Here is a 15,598-nt window from a genome sequence, read left to right on the forward strand (position 1 = left end):
TAGGAGCAGATAAAAAATGAATTTACCTAATAAACTAACTGTGTTTCGTATGATTTTGATTCCAGTGTTTATGCTAGTATTGTCCCTTTCACCTGATTGGGGAGCTTTGGCAGTTGGCGGCGCAACACTACCAGTTACACACTTAGTTGCCGCAATTATATTTATTGGGGCTTCGTTAACTGATCTTGCAGATGGTAAAATTGCCCGTAAACATCATCTGGTGACAAACTTTGGTAAATTTGCCGATCCGCTAGCTGATAAGTTGTTAGTTATGACCGCCTTGATTTACTTTGTTCAATTTGATTGGGTACCAGGTTGGATGGTTGCAATTATTGTTATCCGTGAATTAGCCATTACTGGTTTGCGTACATTGATTGTAGAAAATAACGGTAAAGTATTGGCAGCCGCTATGCCTGGCAAGATCAAGACAGCTTCACAAATGGTGTCAATTTCATTCTTCCTACTACACGATATTTTCTTTGCTATGATTAATGTGCCATTTGCTATGATTATGATGTGGATTGCATTAATTGCAACGATTTACTCAGGAATTGATTACTTCTATAAGAACCGTGATGTGTTCTCTGATGGGTTTAAGTAGCGAGCGTGACAAAAGTCGTTTTGAAGCCAGTGTGTAACGTGATTTTCGCTATTTTTAGCCGTAGCAAAGCGAAGGACAGGAATGGCGTAAATTACGTTACATTGAGGCTTCAGACTTTTGGAACGCGTTTATGCTAACAAAATTATAGGTTTATAATCAATAAATCTTTAACACAAAAAGGCTGGCACATTTTCTTTTGTGCCAGCCTTTTATAATAAAAAAACACTTATACAACAATTTACCTCTTTATTAATAAGGAAGGAGAATCATCATGCAACAACAGCGAGTTGGTCAAAGTTTAATTGCACGCCATCAAACGATTACGTCGGCTGAATCTTTAACAGCCGGATTGTTTGTGGCAACCTTAGCCGAGGTTAGTGGGATATCAGCAGTGTTGCCCGGCGCTTTTGTCACCTATGCAGCAGCAGCAAAAACAAAATTAGTCGGTGTACCAGCAGAATTAATTACGATGTATGGTGTCGTATCTGATCAGGTAGCACGGGCAATGGCTCGTGGTGCCCAAGAAAAATTAGCAACTGATTGGGCAATTAGTTTCACTGGTGTTGCTGGTCCTGATGCTTTAGAAGGTCACCCGGCGGGAACGGTTTATATTGGTGTTGCTACACCATCAGGCAAAACATTGGCACAGCGATATCAGTTTCAAGGTAATCGACAAGCTGTTCGTGAAGCAAGTGTTGCGGCAGGATTTGACTGGTTAGCAGTTTTATTATCAGAAGAATCTTAATTTTGTCAGATGTGTTGAAAAAAAGTGCTGATTAGGTTACACTAGAACTGCGTTAAGTTAAAGTTAATGAGTGGAGGCCCAAATATTATGGCTACAGGAAAGAATATTAATCCAAACAAAAAACTAGAAGGTAAAATTACTGATCCAAAAGAACGTCAAACAGCATTGAACGACGCATTGAAGAAAATCGAAAAGTCTTTCGGTAAGGGATCTGTTATGAAGCTTGGGGACAGTCGGTTTACCAAAGTTGAATCGACGCCAACAGGTTCATTGAAGTTAGATGTTGCGTTAGGAATTGGTGGTTATCCAAAGGGACGTGTCATCGAAATATATGGACCTGAATCATCTGGAAAGACGACCTTGGCTTTACATGCCGTTGCGGAAGCTCAAAAAAATGGTGGTATCGTTGCCTATATTGATGCTGAAAATGCCATGGATGTTGAGTACGCCAAAGCATTAGGTGTTGATGTTGATGAACTCCTATTGTCTCAACCAGACACTGGTGAGCAGGGACTAGCCATTGCCGATGCCTTGATTGCTTCTGGTGCAATTGACATGGTAGTTATCGATTCTGTCGCTGCTTTGACACCAAAGGCAGAAATTGATGGTGAAATTGGTGATTCATCAGTTGGTTTGCAAGCACGTATGATGTCACAAGCCTTGCGTAAAATGTCGGGGGCCATTTTAAAGACGGGAACAACGGCAATCTTTATCAATCAATTACGTGAAAAGATTGGTGTGATGTTTGGTAATCCTGAGACAACCCCTGGTGGACGTGCTTTGAAGTTCTATTCATCAGTCCGTTTGGATGTTCGTCGTAAGGGTGGGATTGATGCCACAAAAGCAGATGGTGATAATATCAAATCGGTTGGTAACTTGACCCGTATTAAGGTTGTTAAGAATAAGGTCGCGGCACCATTCCGTGAAGTTGAAGTTGAAATTCTCTTTGGAAAGGGAATTTCAAAGACTGGTGAAATGATTGATTTAGCTGCTGATAAAGAAATCATCATTAAAGCAGGTTCATGGTTCTCTTACAAGGGTGAAAAGATTGGTCAAGGAAAGGTCAATGTTATTCGCTGGTTGGAAGAACCAGAACACAAAGCAATCTACGATGAGATTTATGATCAGGTTCGGATGGCTTACATTGGTAGTCACGATGGTTCAGCTGATGCACCGGAGGCTGTCCAAGATGAAGCTACTGATGAAATACCATTGGATATTGAAGATAATTAATTTATAATTAGTAGATGAAAACTGGGGCAAAATGCTTGTCCCGGTTTTTGTCTGTGAAAAATAACTGGCTAAACAGCTTAAAGTGGTGTAACATAGAAACACTAATTTTTATCGGGGGAACGTAACATGACGCCGTACGACTCAGAACAAAAACGCCTAGATGCTGTATTGGAAAAAATCCAGGATGCTAAGGCAAAAAATAAAATGCAACAAGCCAGCGCAGTTGAAAAGAAAGCTGACGTAGAATCGGGCTGGAAAGATGTTCGATTTAAATCATCAACATATGGTAGCTTATTTGAGACTGCAATGTCTGTTCGTCAACAACAACAAATGTTGCAAGAACGTGAGCTTGCCATGAATTCAGCAGAACATCAAGCTGTGGTATTGGATCGTTTAACAGAACGTCCTTATTTTGCCCGCATTGATGTTCAAGAAAAGGGTACCGAAAAAGTTGATCAAATTTATATTGGGTTAGCATCATTTTCAGATGGTCCAGATAACTTTTTGATTTATGATTGGCGGGCCCCAATTTCTTCAATCTATTATGATGGTGGATTGGGTCAAGTCACTTACGAGACACCAGATGGTAAACAAGATGCTGAGGTTTCTTTGAAACGCCAATTTCAAATTGAAGACGGCAAAATTGTGACAATCTTTGATACTGACGAAGCAGTTGGTGATCAAATGTTGCTTAATGCCGTTTCTGGTGAATCAACGACAAAGATGAAGTCCATTGTGACGACAATTCAAAAAGAACAAAATAAGATTATCCGTAATACAGCGGCTGACTTGCTATTTGTGCAAGGAGCAGCAGGTTCTGGTAAAACATCAGCCGTTTTGCAACGAGTTGCTTATTTACTATATCGTTACCGTGGTCATCTAACCTCAGGACAGGTCGTTCTATTCTCACCAAATCAATTATTTAACGATTATATTGATCAAGTGTTACCAGAATTGGGTGAGCAAAACATGGTTCAGATGACATTTTATCAATATGCGTCACGCCGTTTACCGAAGCTCCAATTAGAAACTTTACAAGAACGATTCGAATCACAGCCAACGGGTGTTGCGAAGAAGGTGATTGATTTAAAGGGGACGAGTGTGTACTTTCAAGCGATGCAAAAGTACGCGCAGTCACTAAATCATGCCAATATCAAATTACGCAGTGTTAAATTCCGTGGCCATGAAATAATTAGCAAAGATAAAATTGCGGCTATCTACTATTCATTTAATGATAACTACCAACTTGGTAATCGTCTGCATGCAACAAAAGAACAATTGATGAAGATTTTGCAGGGAAAATCAGGGAATGAGGTTCATGCTGATTGGGTAGAAAATGAAGTGCAAAATTTGAGTAAGGAACAATATGATACGATGCTACGTGATAATCCACGTGAGTTTGATTCAGACGAGGCAGAGTACAAGTTCATTGCAAAACAATTAGTGATGCGCGCATTTACGCCGGTTATTCGTGGCGTAAATCGTAACCACTTTATTAATATCAATGAACAATTTGTTCACTTCTTAAAAACAGTACCACAGTTAATAAATTTGGCTGATTATGGTATCAGTGATGCTGAATGGCAAACGGGTGTTAAGCATACGATTGAACAAATGCGTCAAGGTATTTTACCAATGTCAGATATGACACCATATATGATGTTGTTTGACTTAATCAAGGGTAGTCGCGGCGAACGGGATATTCGTTTTGTCTTTATTGACGAAATCCAAGATTATACGCCGTTCCAACTTGCTTTCTTGAAGTTTAGTTTCCCAAAGGCGCGTTTTACTATGTTGGGTGATTTAAATCAGGCAATTTTTACCAAAGAAAATGCAGTGAGTTTGCAAGATGAATTATCACAGTTGTTTGATCCTGAAAAGTCGGAGTATATTGAACTAACCCAAACCTATCGCTCAACACAGCAAATCACTGATTTCTCAAAAGATATCTTGATCCAAGGTGCCCAAATTGATGCCTTTGAACGGAAAGGTGCTTTACCAACTATCTCGGTAGTACCAACGACAGAGGCAATGGTTGCTGGTATTATCGAACAATTGGCAAGTAATCAAGCAGCAGAAGAGACAACTGCTATTATTACGAAAACTTTGGCTGAAGCAGAGGTAGCTTATGCTGCATTGCGTGACCAGGCTGATGTTACCATTATCCGAACGGAAAACCAGCGGTTAGTGCCTGGTACAATTATTGTGCCGGCTTACTTAGCAAAGGGATTGGAATTTGATGCGGTTATTATGTGGAATGCTGCTGCAAAGGTGTATCATGGAGATGATGAACGACAACTTGTTTACACCATTGCATCTCGTGCAATGCATCAACTAACGATATTTGCCGTTCAAGAATTGACGCCACTATTAGTAAATGTGGCTGATAACTTATACGAGATGAGGTAGAGGGGATGGCGACAGCACCGTTAAATTTTGCTGTTTTTAATAGAGAGGATTGGCAAAAATTAGCCAGTCAGTATGTGGTGCCAGAAAAAATTGATATGACACCGCAGACGTTACAAAATATTAAGGCTTATAATGATCGCATCGTAATGGCGGATGTATTTAATATCTATGGACCATTAGTCACCTATATTAAATTGCGATATGACCAATATCGTCATGACATTGCTGAGCGGGCAGCCTTTCTTGGTCGACAAGCATCACGGGGACCATTCATTATCGGGATTGCGGGTTCAGTTGCTGTTGGGAAGTCAACGACCGCTCGATTATTACAATATATGTTGCAATCAGCATTTCCTGAAAAGGAAATCGCCTTAACGACAACGGATGGTTTTCTGCTTTCTAATGATAAATTAAAGGCGGCTGGCATTTTTGATCGCAAAGGTTTTCCAGAGTCTTATAATATGGTGGAATTGCTATCTTTTATGAATGCTTTAAAAGAAGGTAAAAAGAAAGTTCGCTCACCAAAGTATTCTCATGAAATGTCAGATGTGTTAGCAGGTGAATATGATGAATTTGATAACCCAGATATTTTTATTATTGAGGGAATCAACACATTACAAAGTGGTGCTAATACACCAGTATATGTGTCAGACTTTTTTGATTTATCTATTTATGTTGACGCAAAAACGGATCTGATTGAACAATGGTATGTTGAACGCTTCCGAGCCTTGTTGACTGTTGCAAAAGAAAATCCGGATGACAATAGCTTTTTTGCCGAGTACACAAAAATGCCCGTTGAAGAAGCTGTGGCGTCTGCAGTCGATGTCTGGCATCAAGTCAACTTACCAAACTTAAATGAATACATTTTGCCAACTCGTGAGCGTGCTGACTTAGTTTTGCATAAGCAAGCCAATCATGAGATAGACACGATATGGTTACGCAAATTTTAAAAACGTTACTTTTCAAAGTGACGTTTATGTAACAAAAAGTGATAAAGACGGAGGACATTAGCGTTCAACGTCTTTATTTTTTATTTTAAGGATAATTTTAGTAATTATTTATCTAGTTAACTATCTTAATATTTCCTTTATAAATGCCTGTTTTATAGGGACGGAAACATTTATATTACAGAAATGTTTCTTGAATTAGCGATATTGATTGAACAATTCAAATTCATGTAATGTTAATGTAATTTGCCAAACACTGAAATTGGTAAACTATTAATTGTCGTTGGGTAATGCCCAAGTAATCGACCTGAGTAGTCACAGGTATTAAATATAGAATTCAAACTTATCCAGTAGGAGTGTTATTAATTTTTATGAGTAAAGTGAAACAAACAGCCTTAGCAGTCGCCGGTGTTGCATCAGTCTTCGTTGCTGGTACGTCTATCGTAAACGCTGCCTCAACTTACACAGTTAAAGAAGGCGATACGTTATCAGAAGTTGCCAATAAATTTAACATGACAGTTGATGACTTGGTAAAGTCAAACAACTTGAAAGATGCAAACATGATCTTTGTTGATCAAAAGATTGAAGTCCCAGATTCACAAAGTGTTGCTGAAACTGATGTGGATGCATCTTCTGACTCTGCTGCTAACGATGCTGCATCATTGGCAATGTCACAAGCTGCCTCATCAGCCGCTGCAAGTTCTGCAGCCGCCGCATCATCAGCCGCTGCTGCTAGCTCTGCTGCTGCATCACAAGCTGCTGCTCAAAAGGTTGCCGCAAGTGAAGCTGCTGTATCAGCTGCTGCAACGACAGCATCAACGCAACAAGCTGCCTCAGCAACGACTTCAGTTGCATCAACTTCTTCATCATCAGCAAGCACGTCAGCTGCTGGTGGTTCAGTTAAGGCACAATTCTTAGCTAATGGTGGTACTGAAGCTTTGTGGGATTCAGTTGTTATGCCAGAATCTGGTGGAAATCCTAATGCTGTTTCATCAAACGGTTACCAAGGTCTTGGTCAAACCAAAGAATCTTGGGGAACAGGTAGTGTTGCCAGCCAAACTGCAGGTATGGTTAATTACGCAACATCACGTTACGGTTCAGTTCAAAATGCAACGGCTTTCCGCCAAGCTAACGGTTGGTGGTAAAAAGCACTTAATGATTAATAACAGAAAAAAGATTGAGCACATCATGTGTCTCAATCTTTTTTTATGGTAAAAATTTCAAAAAATTTGTGAACTCATCACAAGTAAAAACTTAATAAACACTATATTTATGTAAGGGATTTCATTGTTTATATGCTTACATTAGGAAGTCAAAAAATAATTAATTCATATTAGTACTTGCCTAACTTATTGTGAACATGACTACAATCTTTGTTAAATTACTTAACAAAAAAGCTTGATTAAATTGGTTGCGAGTTTTACAATTAAAAATTGTGATTACATAAAAAATGGAGGAAAACAAATGGCACAAAATAAAAGCGTGGCCTTGGATGTGAATGGTAAGCCATTTAACCGTTCTGCCATGGTCGCCGTATTATTAATTGGAACTTTTGCTGGTGTGTTAATGCAAACATCACTGGGAACTGCTATTCCAACCTTAATGAAAGATTTTGATATTTCATTTGCGACAGCGCAACAAGCAACCACCTGGTTCCTACTAGCGAATGGGGTGATGATGCCTGTTTCGGCTTTCTTATCAACACGTATTAAATCAAAAACACTTTATAATATTGCTTATGCACTTTTAACCTTGGGAATGGCAACGACAGCCTTCACTCCCGCAGATTCAAATATGTGGTGGATGTTTTTAGCCGGTCGTATTATCACGGCCATCGCGGTTGGTGTCACAATGCCTTTGATGCAAGTGGTCATGATTAATATCTTCCCAGCAGAAGAACGTGGGGCAGCTATGGGATTAAATGGTATTGTTATCGGATTAGCCCCAGCGATTGGTCCTAGCCTTTCGGGATGGATTTTGGAAAAAGATCATTCATTCTTAGGTTTAACAATTTCTAATTCGTGGCGTACGATCTTTATTTTGCCATTGATCGTGATTGTGATTGCTTTTATTCTGTCTTTCTTCTTGGTTAAAAATGTTTTGCCGACTAAGAAAATTAAATTGGATATTTTATCATTTGTTTTGGCAATTGCTGGATTTGGTGTCTTCCTATGGGGATTCACCAACGTTGCGACAGATGGTTGGGGAGACGTGAAGTCAGTGATGACACCAATTGCAATTGGACTAATTGTTATTCTCGTCTTTATTTGGCGACAATTGAAGATGAAAGTACCATTTATGGATGTTAGTGTCTTTAAGAATCATCAATTCACAATTACAACGCTTGCCGTCATGATGACAATGATGGCGATGATGGGTGTTGAGATGATGTTGCCAACTTATCTACAAAATGTTCATGGCATGACGACCTTGGATTCAGGGTTGGTACTATTGCCAGGGGCTTTGATGATGGGTATCTTGGCCCCAATTACTGGTCGTGCATACGATCGGATTGGCGCTAAGCGTTTGTCAATTGTCGGCTTCAGTATTTTGGCATTAGGTACTTTGCCATTTATGTTTATTTCTACATCAACGCCTAGTTCATTTATTACGACATTATATGCCTTGAGAATGTTTGGTGTTGTTATGGCAATGATGCCCTTAATGACAATGTCAATGTCGGTTTTGCCACCAAATGAAGCCGCCCATGCAACGGCATCTAACAACACAGCCCGTCAAGTGGCTTCATCAGTTGTTGTGGCACTTCTGACATCAGTTACCCAAAACATTATGAACAATAATGAACCAAGTAAGGCATTGCAGGCTGCTAATCCACTACAATACGGATCAGATATTTTGAATGCATCAATGAAGGGATTCCATGTCTCATTCGCCATTGGATTTGCTTTCTCAATCATTGGAATTATTTTGTCATTATTCATGCGCAGTGGTCGTGTTGAAGCATATGGCACAACTAATCATGTTGCAATTAAAAATGAAAAGGAGGACTAGACACGATGATTATTATTGTTATAGCAATATTAGCTATCCTGACTTATGTGTCATGGATTAATATTGAAAAGTTATCAACTAGAATTGTGGCAGGTCTGATTTCATTTGTGTTACTTGCAGCAGCTGTCTTGTTATTGACAGCCAATATGAATTCCCACTATGGTATGAAGAAAGTTACCACATCAACAGAAAAAACAATTTACTCAGCCGGTGGTTCAAAGTCACCAGCGGGTATGTTGATCACACAGCGTTTGGGTACGAAGGCTGATAATTATGTAATGATTTATGCCGATCGTGAAGATAGCAAAGCCAAAGCACATTTTGTTCCTAATAAGAAGAAAATAACAGAAGCGATCCATAAGCGGGCAACTTATAGGACTGCTGATGTTAAAAAAGCGACTGTTAAGACAGTTACAACACGTTGGGAATGGAAAAACGATTTCTTTAAGTGGTTGCTAGAATTTGGTGGTGAGGGTCACTCATTAGCAAAGCAAACCACGACTGTTACAGTACCTAAGAAGACTTGGGTCGTTTTGAGTGCACAACAAGCAAAACAAGTGACAGCAAAGCAAAAGGCTGCTAGTCAAAACAAAGCGGCGGCAGCTGCGCAACAAAAGCAGATGCGTGATGCCGTTCAAGCCAAGGTCGCTGCCTACATTAAGGCGAACCCTAAGGCTAGTGCAAACGACATTGCAAATTACTCTAAAGAAGCAACTGCTGAAATGACAGCAAGTGCTATGAAACAAATGTTAAAGTAATTATGGAAAACATTTATTAAGCGATTACTGCTTAGTAAATGTTTTTTTATTATTAATTTTATTGCTTGGTATGACTGGTATAATAGACAAACATTTGATAATAATTTAGCTATCAATTAAAATGTTTGTATCATTCAGTACGGACACGTGTTATACTTAAAACATAGTTTGAAAGATTTTGTTTTATGTTTCTAAGAAATAAGGGCATCTTCGTTTTGGATTATTAATTTTTATGGCAAGATGCCAGGAGGTTTCAGACATGGAACAAGGAACAGTAAAGTGGTTTAACGCAGACAAGGGTTACGGATTTATTTCACGCGAGTCAGGTGACGATGTATTCGTACACTTCTCAGCAATCCAAACTGATGGCTTCAAGTCATTAGAAGAAGGTCAAGCTGTATCATTCGAAGTACAACAAGGTGACCGCGGTTTGCAAGCTGCTAACGTTTCAAAGTTGTAATATTAGACAACTTTAAAACAATAAAAGAGTCTGGGAAATTTCCTAGACTCTTTTATTTTGGTACATATTTATGGAGTGAGCGCAATGGCAGGATGGACAAAGAAAATAAAATTACCAGCAGATCAGCCAGCAATTTCAATTAAAGAACAACTGACAGATTGGCGCATTCCGCGGCGGGTACGGGGAAATTTTCGAATGGCACGGCGACTCTATCTTAATGGTCAATATCAACCGACTTCAACAATTCTAAAACCATATGATGTCCTGACTTTGAATTGGTTGCCCGAAGACTTTATGACACCGGATTCACAGTATGTTCCTGATGATTCGCAATCATTGCAAGTCTTATACGAAAATGATGAGTTAATGGTTGTTAATAAACGCAAAGGGGTGAAAACACATCCTAATTCACCAGGTGAGAATGGCACAATGATGAATTTTGCTCAAGCATATTTAATGAAACAAGATAAACGGGCTTACATGGTTCATCGCTTAGACGGGCAAACGACTGGCGCGCTCATCATTGCGAAGGTGCCTTATGTTGTGCCAATCCTGAATCAGATGCTACATGATAAAACAATCAAACGCACTTATTTAGCATGGGTTGATGGGCATTTAACAGATTCGACGGGGACGATTACGTTAGCCATTGGCAATCATCCCACTAATTCTCGGTTGCGACAGATCAACGGTGCCAATGCAAAGCCAGCCATCACACACTGGACAAAGATTAAATCAGTCTATCAGCAAACGTTAGTACGTTTGCAGTTAGAGACAGGGCGCACGCATCAAATCCGTCTTCACATGGCCGCAATTGGTCATCCGTTGGTGGGGGATGATTTGTATAATCAACAGTCGGCGTATGCAGACGGATTATTATTACATTCTGCTAGTGTGCAATTACCAATGCCATTTTCAAATGAAATAAAATCGATTGGTGCCCCGTTGCCAGCTAGTTTCTCAGTAAATCTTAAGTAATCGCCCGAATTTATTAAGAAATTTCAAAATTTACCTTTAGTTTGTAATGAATTTGTTAAGAAGTTCTGTTATTATTAAGAAACGTTGTAAATTAAACGGAAATTAAATGCGCATAAAAGCGTAACGGATTAAGGGGAAACTTCTTCAATGGAAATCAAGTCACACAAGAAAATGTATAAGGCAGGTAAGCAATGGGTATCAGTTGCAGTAGCAACTACTGCAGCAGGTGTTGCCTTCGTCGCTGCTAATGAGTCTGCTTCTGCAGATGTATGGCAAGCTAACCCTGTTGATCAAGTTGCAGCACAGGTATCAGCAAACGGTGGGATTAATAATTACCAAATTCAAAATGGTGATACTGTTTGGGCACTAGCTATGGCAACCAATGATTCAGTTGCTCATTTTGCATCTGTCAACGGTATCGTCAACCCAGATTTAATTATTGCTGGTCAATCATTTAATGGTGCGACTGCAGCCACAGCAACGTCAGCATCTGCGGCTGCCCCAACGCAAACGGCTTATACACCAGTAGCAAGCGATTCAGCCACATCTACTGCAAACGATGCAGCGGCATCTGAAGCGGCTGCCAGTCAAGCAGCTGCCTCATCACAAGCAGCGTCTGAAGCGTATGCTGCCTCAGTTGCTGCCAGCGTTGCTTCATCACAAGCTGCCGCTGCTTCAATGGCAGCTGCAGAGTCTCATGCAACTGCTGCTAGTGAAGCGGCTGCTAAGGCTGCTGAATCACAAGCGCTTGCCGCCGCAGCACAATCAAGTGCGGCTGCGCAATCTGCTGCTTCAGTATCATCATCAGTAGCTGCTGCTAGCGCTGCTGCAGTTGCCTCATCACAAGCAAACGCTGCCAGTCAAGCAACGGCTAACCAACAATCATCACAAACGGCGACAACGGCTACTTCATCAACAGCTGGTAATGTTGATAATGCAACTTTTAATGCATTGAAATCTTTGCGTAGTGGTATGACAACTGAATGGTCATCTGATTTGGCTGCTCAAGCCCAAGCACGCGCACAACAAATTGCTAACAATGGTGGTTCAATTCCTAGTGAACACTGGAGCAATGCCAATGAAGTTATTTCAATTGGTTTTGGTGCCGGTTCATCAGTTGTTAACGCTTGGTATAATGAAACGAACATGACGACGGCATCAGGAACTGGTCATCGCGACTGGGAGATGCGTGCAAGCTCAACCCACTTTGGTTTTGCCCAAGTTGGTAATGTTATTGTTGGTATTTCTGATTAGTGAAAAAATAAAACGAGATTTGGACTTTAACATCCAAATCTCGTTTTTTAGTTATATGACGTTTATGCCCAGTTTCCTTGACGGAAAACTGGTACAAGTTGACCGTCTTGGGTGACGCCGTCAATTGTCATGTCAGCAGAGCCAATCATGAAATCAACGTGCACGATTGAATCATTTTGACCTTTCGCTTGTCGCTCGGGAACTGACAGTTGCGTACCGTTTTTAATATTTGAAGGGTAGGCAGCGCCAAGTGCTAAGTGGTCAGAAGCATTTTCATCAATTAAAGTCGTATAGAAAACAATGTTTGAGTTAGAAATTGGTGAATTATCGGGTACGAGTGATACTTCGCCCAGTGAGGCCGCACCGGCATCAGTTTGAATTAATTGTTGCAATACATCCTGGCCAGATGTTGCTTCAGCAGCAACTACTTGACCGTTGGCGAACGTCAATTTAATATCTGTGATTAAAACACCAGCATATGATAATGGCTTTGTTGATTGAACCGTCCCATCAATATGGCGGTAATCAGGTGATGTGAAGACTTCTTCGGTCGGCATGTTTGGGACAAAACGGTTACCAGCTTTGTTGAACGATTCAGCAGCTTCCCAGACATGATCTTCCGCTAAACCAACAGTTAAATCAGTTTTTGCTGAATGATATTGCAAAGCTTTGAAATTTTGCTCATTTAACCAGGCTGCCTTTTCATTTAGTGTATTAATATGTTGTTGCCAGTCAGCAATCACATCATTATTTAAGGCGATGCGGTTGATTTTAAAGATTTCTTGCCAGAGTTTGTCTTGCGCTTCATCAGATGTTACATCTGGAAAGACTTTTTGTGACCATTCCTTACCAGCTGCTGAAACAACTAACCAAGCGACATCATTATTCATGGTTGCTTGACGAACGGCAACATTGGCTTTTTGATAGGCTTGTTCATACAGTGAAACACGATCGCTAGGCACATCACTGAACCCATCAGGATCACTAGATACAATTGAGATGCGTGATGTTTGATTAGCCATCAAAGATTCAGCACGTACAAATACCCAAGCTGGAATGTTCGTTAGGGTTGCCTCACTGGCATGTTTCAAAAATTCACGCTTTAGCATTGTATCTTGCCATTCGACGATTACTTGGTTAGCACCTAACTGATAAGCTGCATCCATGATGCGGTGGACTAGTTCAGCCTGATCGATTTCAGCATAGATAATGATATCCTGACCTGGCTTAACATTGACACCGACACTGGTAATTAAATCAGCGTACTTACTTAATAATTGATCGAAATTTTTAATTGCCATAATTTTTTCTCCGTTTTCTAAGATAAGCTTCATTTTACAGGAAATAACGATTTCGTGAAACCGTAACTTAATAATTGTAAGCAATGTTAACGGAATGAATTGTTGGTCAATTGTAAATCATGATATAATGCAACAAATACTTATTGAAGGAGTATAACATGAGTCGAAAAAGAATAATGTTATCTGTGTTTGGGCTCGTCGTGCTCATTATTGCTGGTTACGCGGCCATGATGTGGTTTAGCGATGATCAAACTTATTCGCGAGAATTAAATAAAGCCCGGGATGCAGTTGCCGTCCAAGATTGGGAGACAGCTAGAAAGCATTATCAAGCATCACGTAAGGTTCGTGTTTCGGTTGAAAATCGAACTGCTAGTGAACAATTAACTGATCTAGAACGTGCAGATGCAGCTATAAAGAAACAAAATTGGCAATCAGCCCAAAGTTTATATCAACGGGCAATTGATACTGATGGCGGGGTTGCTCTGTTAAAGAAGGCGGCTAAAACAAATCAACGTTTTGTGACAGCCAAGCAAGATACTGGTAAGTATCAAGCATCAGCCTCATCCTTGCAAAAATCTGTCGATAAAAAGGATAGTGAGCTCAAGGCATTACAGAAACAAATGAGTGAGTCAACAGCTTCAGCTCAGGCAGCCCAGAGTTCGGCTGCGCAAGCAATTGCTGATGCAAAAGCAACGGCAGATTCTGCGAACCAACAAGCCTCATCGGCGGCATCTGCTTCACAAAAAGCAGCTGATGATGCGAAAAAATCATCGTCAAGTTCAAGTAGTAAAGACGACAAAAAGTAAAAAATTGAGTTAACGGTGTATCCTATAACTAGGGGGTATGATGAATGACAATGCAAACAGCTATATTTGCTGGTGGATGTTTCTGGTGCATGGTTGAACCATTTGAAAATCTACCAGGTATTGAAAAAGTTCGCTCAGGCTATACGGGTGGGACAGTCGCTAATCCAACCTACGATGAAGTAGCTGCCCACATAACAGGTCACACAGAAGCAGTCAAAATTTGGTTTGATGATGATATTGTTTCATATGAATCTTTGGTTGAACTTTATTGGCAATTAGCCGATCCAACTGATGCGATGGGACAGTTTGCTGATCGTGGTGATACCTATCGCCCGGTTATTTTTGTGAAAGATGATGGCCAACGCCAAATTGCGACTGCTTCTAAACAAGCGTTAGCAGCATCAGGTCGTTTTGATCAACCAATTGTGACAACGATTGAAGATGCCAAACCATTTTATGATGCTGAAGAAGAGCATCAACAATTTTATAAGAAAAATCCATTACGTGAAATGTTAATGATGATACCGAGAAAAAAGTATCAGCAAAAGTATTGGTCAGATAAGGAGGACACCAGCCATGGCAAAGCCTAATGAGGCAGATTTACGTAATCGATTAACACCAGAACAATATGCGGTGACACAAGAAGCCGCAACAGAGGCACCATTCAATAATCAGTATGATGCTTGGTTTGAAGACGGTATCTATGTCGATATCGTCAGCGGTGAACCACTGTTTAGCTCCTTAGACAAATATGATGCTGGTTGTGGTTGGCCGTCATTTACTAAGCCAATTGATAAAAAATCTGTGAAGCGGCATCTCGACACCTCGCATGGTATGTATCGAACAGAGGTCAAGTCAACTGATGCCGACTCACATTTGGGGCATGTGTTTACCGATGGACCGATTGCAGCAGGTGGGTTACGCTATTGCATCAATTCAGCTGCGTTAAAATTTATTCCGGTTGCTGACTTGGCAGCGCAAGGATATAGCGAATACGAATCGTTGTTCAAATAAGAATGATTATTCAGTTAAGTAGTTATTAACTGTGTTAAAACCACTTTCATGGGTATCGTCATGGGGGTGGTTTTTGACTC

15 protein-coding genes are annotated in these 15,598 nt (G+C 40.3%); 14 read left to right on the forward strand and 1 reads right to left on the reverse strand.

What is annotated here, in order from left to right; genetic code table 11:
* Positions 1-16: 16 nt before the first annotated feature.
* The 11 genes from pgsA to QRX23_RS03640 all read left to right on the forward strand — a co-directional run bounded on the left by pgsA (position 17) and on the right by QRX23_RS03640 (position 12,397).
* Positions 17-601 (forward strand): CDP-diacylglycerol--glycerol-3-phosphate 3-phosphatidyltransferase, encoded by a 585-nt coding sequence (pgsA, locus tag QRX23_RS03590; protein ID WP_330155948.1) that lies wholly within the window; start codon positions 17-19, stop codon positions 599-601.
* 271 nt (positions 602-872) lie between these two features.
* Positions 873-1,346: a nicotinamide-nucleotide amidohydrolase family protein gene (locus tag QRX23_RS03595; RefSeq protein ID WP_330155949.1), complete on the forward strand. Its 474-nt coding sequence runs from the start codon at positions 873-875 to the stop codon at positions 1,344-1,346.
* Positions 1,347-1,433: 87 nt separating this feature from the next.
* Positions 1,434-2,579, forward strand: coding sequence for a recombinase RecA (gene recA, locus QRX23_RS03600; protein ID WP_150176946.1), 1,146 nt, complete (start codon positions 1,434-1,436; stop codon positions 2,577-2,579).
* A gap of 126 nt (positions 2,580-2,705) precedes the next feature.
* Entirely contained in the window at positions 2,706-4,988 is a 2,283-nt protein-coding gene (helD, locus tag QRX23_RS03605; RefSeq protein WP_330155950.1) for an RNA polymerase recycling motor HelD, read from the forward strand.
* Positions 4,989-4,993: 5 nt separating this feature from the next.
* Complete coding sequence (gene coaA, locus QRX23_RS03610; protein ID WP_330155951.1) at positions 4,994-5,938, forward strand: type I pantothenate kinase; 945 nt, start codon at positions 4,994-4,996, stop codon at positions 5,936-5,938.
* A gap of 368 nt (positions 5,939-6,306) precedes the next feature.
* A complete protein-coding gene (locus QRX23_RS03615; RefSeq protein ID WP_330155952.1) occupies positions 6,307-7,080 on the forward strand; it encodes a LysM peptidoglycan-binding domain-containing protein in 774 nt (257 codons plus the stop codon).
* Between the two features lie 319 nt (positions 7,081-7,399).
* Positions 7,400-8,947, forward strand: coding sequence for an MDR family MFS transporter (locus tag QRX23_RS03620; RefSeq protein WP_275017017.1), 1,548 nt, complete (start codon positions 7,400-7,402; stop codon positions 8,945-8,947).
* A gap of 5 nt (positions 8,948-8,952) precedes the next feature.
* Positions 8,953-9,705, forward strand: a complete 753-nt coding sequence (locus tag QRX23_RS03625; RefSeq protein ID WP_330155953.1) for a DUF4811 domain-containing protein — start codon at positions 8,953-8,955, stop codon at positions 9,703-9,705.
* 259 nt (positions 9,706-9,964) lie between these two features.
* Positions 9,965-10,165: a cold-shock protein gene (locus tag QRX23_RS03630; protein WP_040760279.1), complete on the forward strand. Its 201-nt coding sequence runs from the start codon at positions 9,965-9,967 to the stop codon at positions 10,163-10,165.
* Positions 10,166-10,249: 84 nt separating this feature from the next.
* Entirely contained in the window at positions 10,250-11,143 is an 894-nt protein-coding gene (locus tag QRX23_RS03635; RefSeq protein WP_330155954.1) for an RluA family pseudouridine synthase, read from the forward strand.
* Positions 11,144-11,290: 147 nt separating this feature from the next.
* Complete coding sequence (locus tag QRX23_RS03640; protein WP_330155955.1) at positions 11,291-12,397, forward strand: CAP domain-containing protein; 1,107 nt, start codon at positions 11,291-11,293, stop codon at positions 12,395-12,397.
* Positions 12,398-12,459: 62 nt separating this feature from the next.
* On the opposite strand, the gene QRX23_RS03645 is transcribed toward QRX23_RS03640, so the two are convergent.
* Entirely contained in the window at positions 12,460-13,698 is a 1,239-nt protein-coding gene (locus tag QRX23_RS03645; RefSeq protein WP_330155956.1) for an aminopeptidase, read from the reverse strand.
* A gap of 158 nt (positions 13,699-13,856) precedes the next feature.
* Between QRX23_RS03645 and QRX23_RS03650 the strand changes: the two genes are divergently transcribed.
* The 3 genes from QRX23_RS03650 to msrB are packed head-to-tail and all read left to right on the forward strand — an operon-like array spanning position 13,857 to position 15,518.
* Positions 13,857-14,504, forward strand: a complete 648-nt coding sequence (locus tag QRX23_RS03650) for a hypothetical protein (protein ID WP_330155957.1) — start codon at positions 13,857-13,859, stop codon at positions 14,502-14,504.
* 44 nt (positions 14,505-14,548) lie between these two features.
* Positions 14,549-15,094, forward strand: coding sequence for a peptide-methionine (S)-S-oxide reductase MsrA (gene msrA, locus QRX23_RS03655; RefSeq protein ID WP_330155958.1), 546 nt, complete (start codon positions 14,549-14,551; stop codon positions 15,092-15,094).
* Positions 15,081-15,518 carry a peptide-methionine (R)-S-oxide reductase MsrB gene (msrB, locus tag QRX23_RS03660; RefSeq protein WP_330155959.1) on the forward strand — a complete coding sequence of 146 codons (438 nt, stop codon included), beginning with the start codon at positions 15,081-15,083 and terminating at the stop codon, positions 15,516-15,518. Before msrA ends, msrB begins: the two co-directional genes overlap by 14 nt.
* The last annotated feature ends 80 nt before the right edge of the window (positions 15,519-15,598 follow it).

The sequence above is a fragment of the Weissella paramesenteroides genome (genome assembly GCF_036327715.1).
GTDB classification, from domain to species: domain Bacteria; phylum Bacillota; class Bacilli; order Lactobacillales; family Lactobacillaceae; genus Weissella; species Weissella paramesenteroides.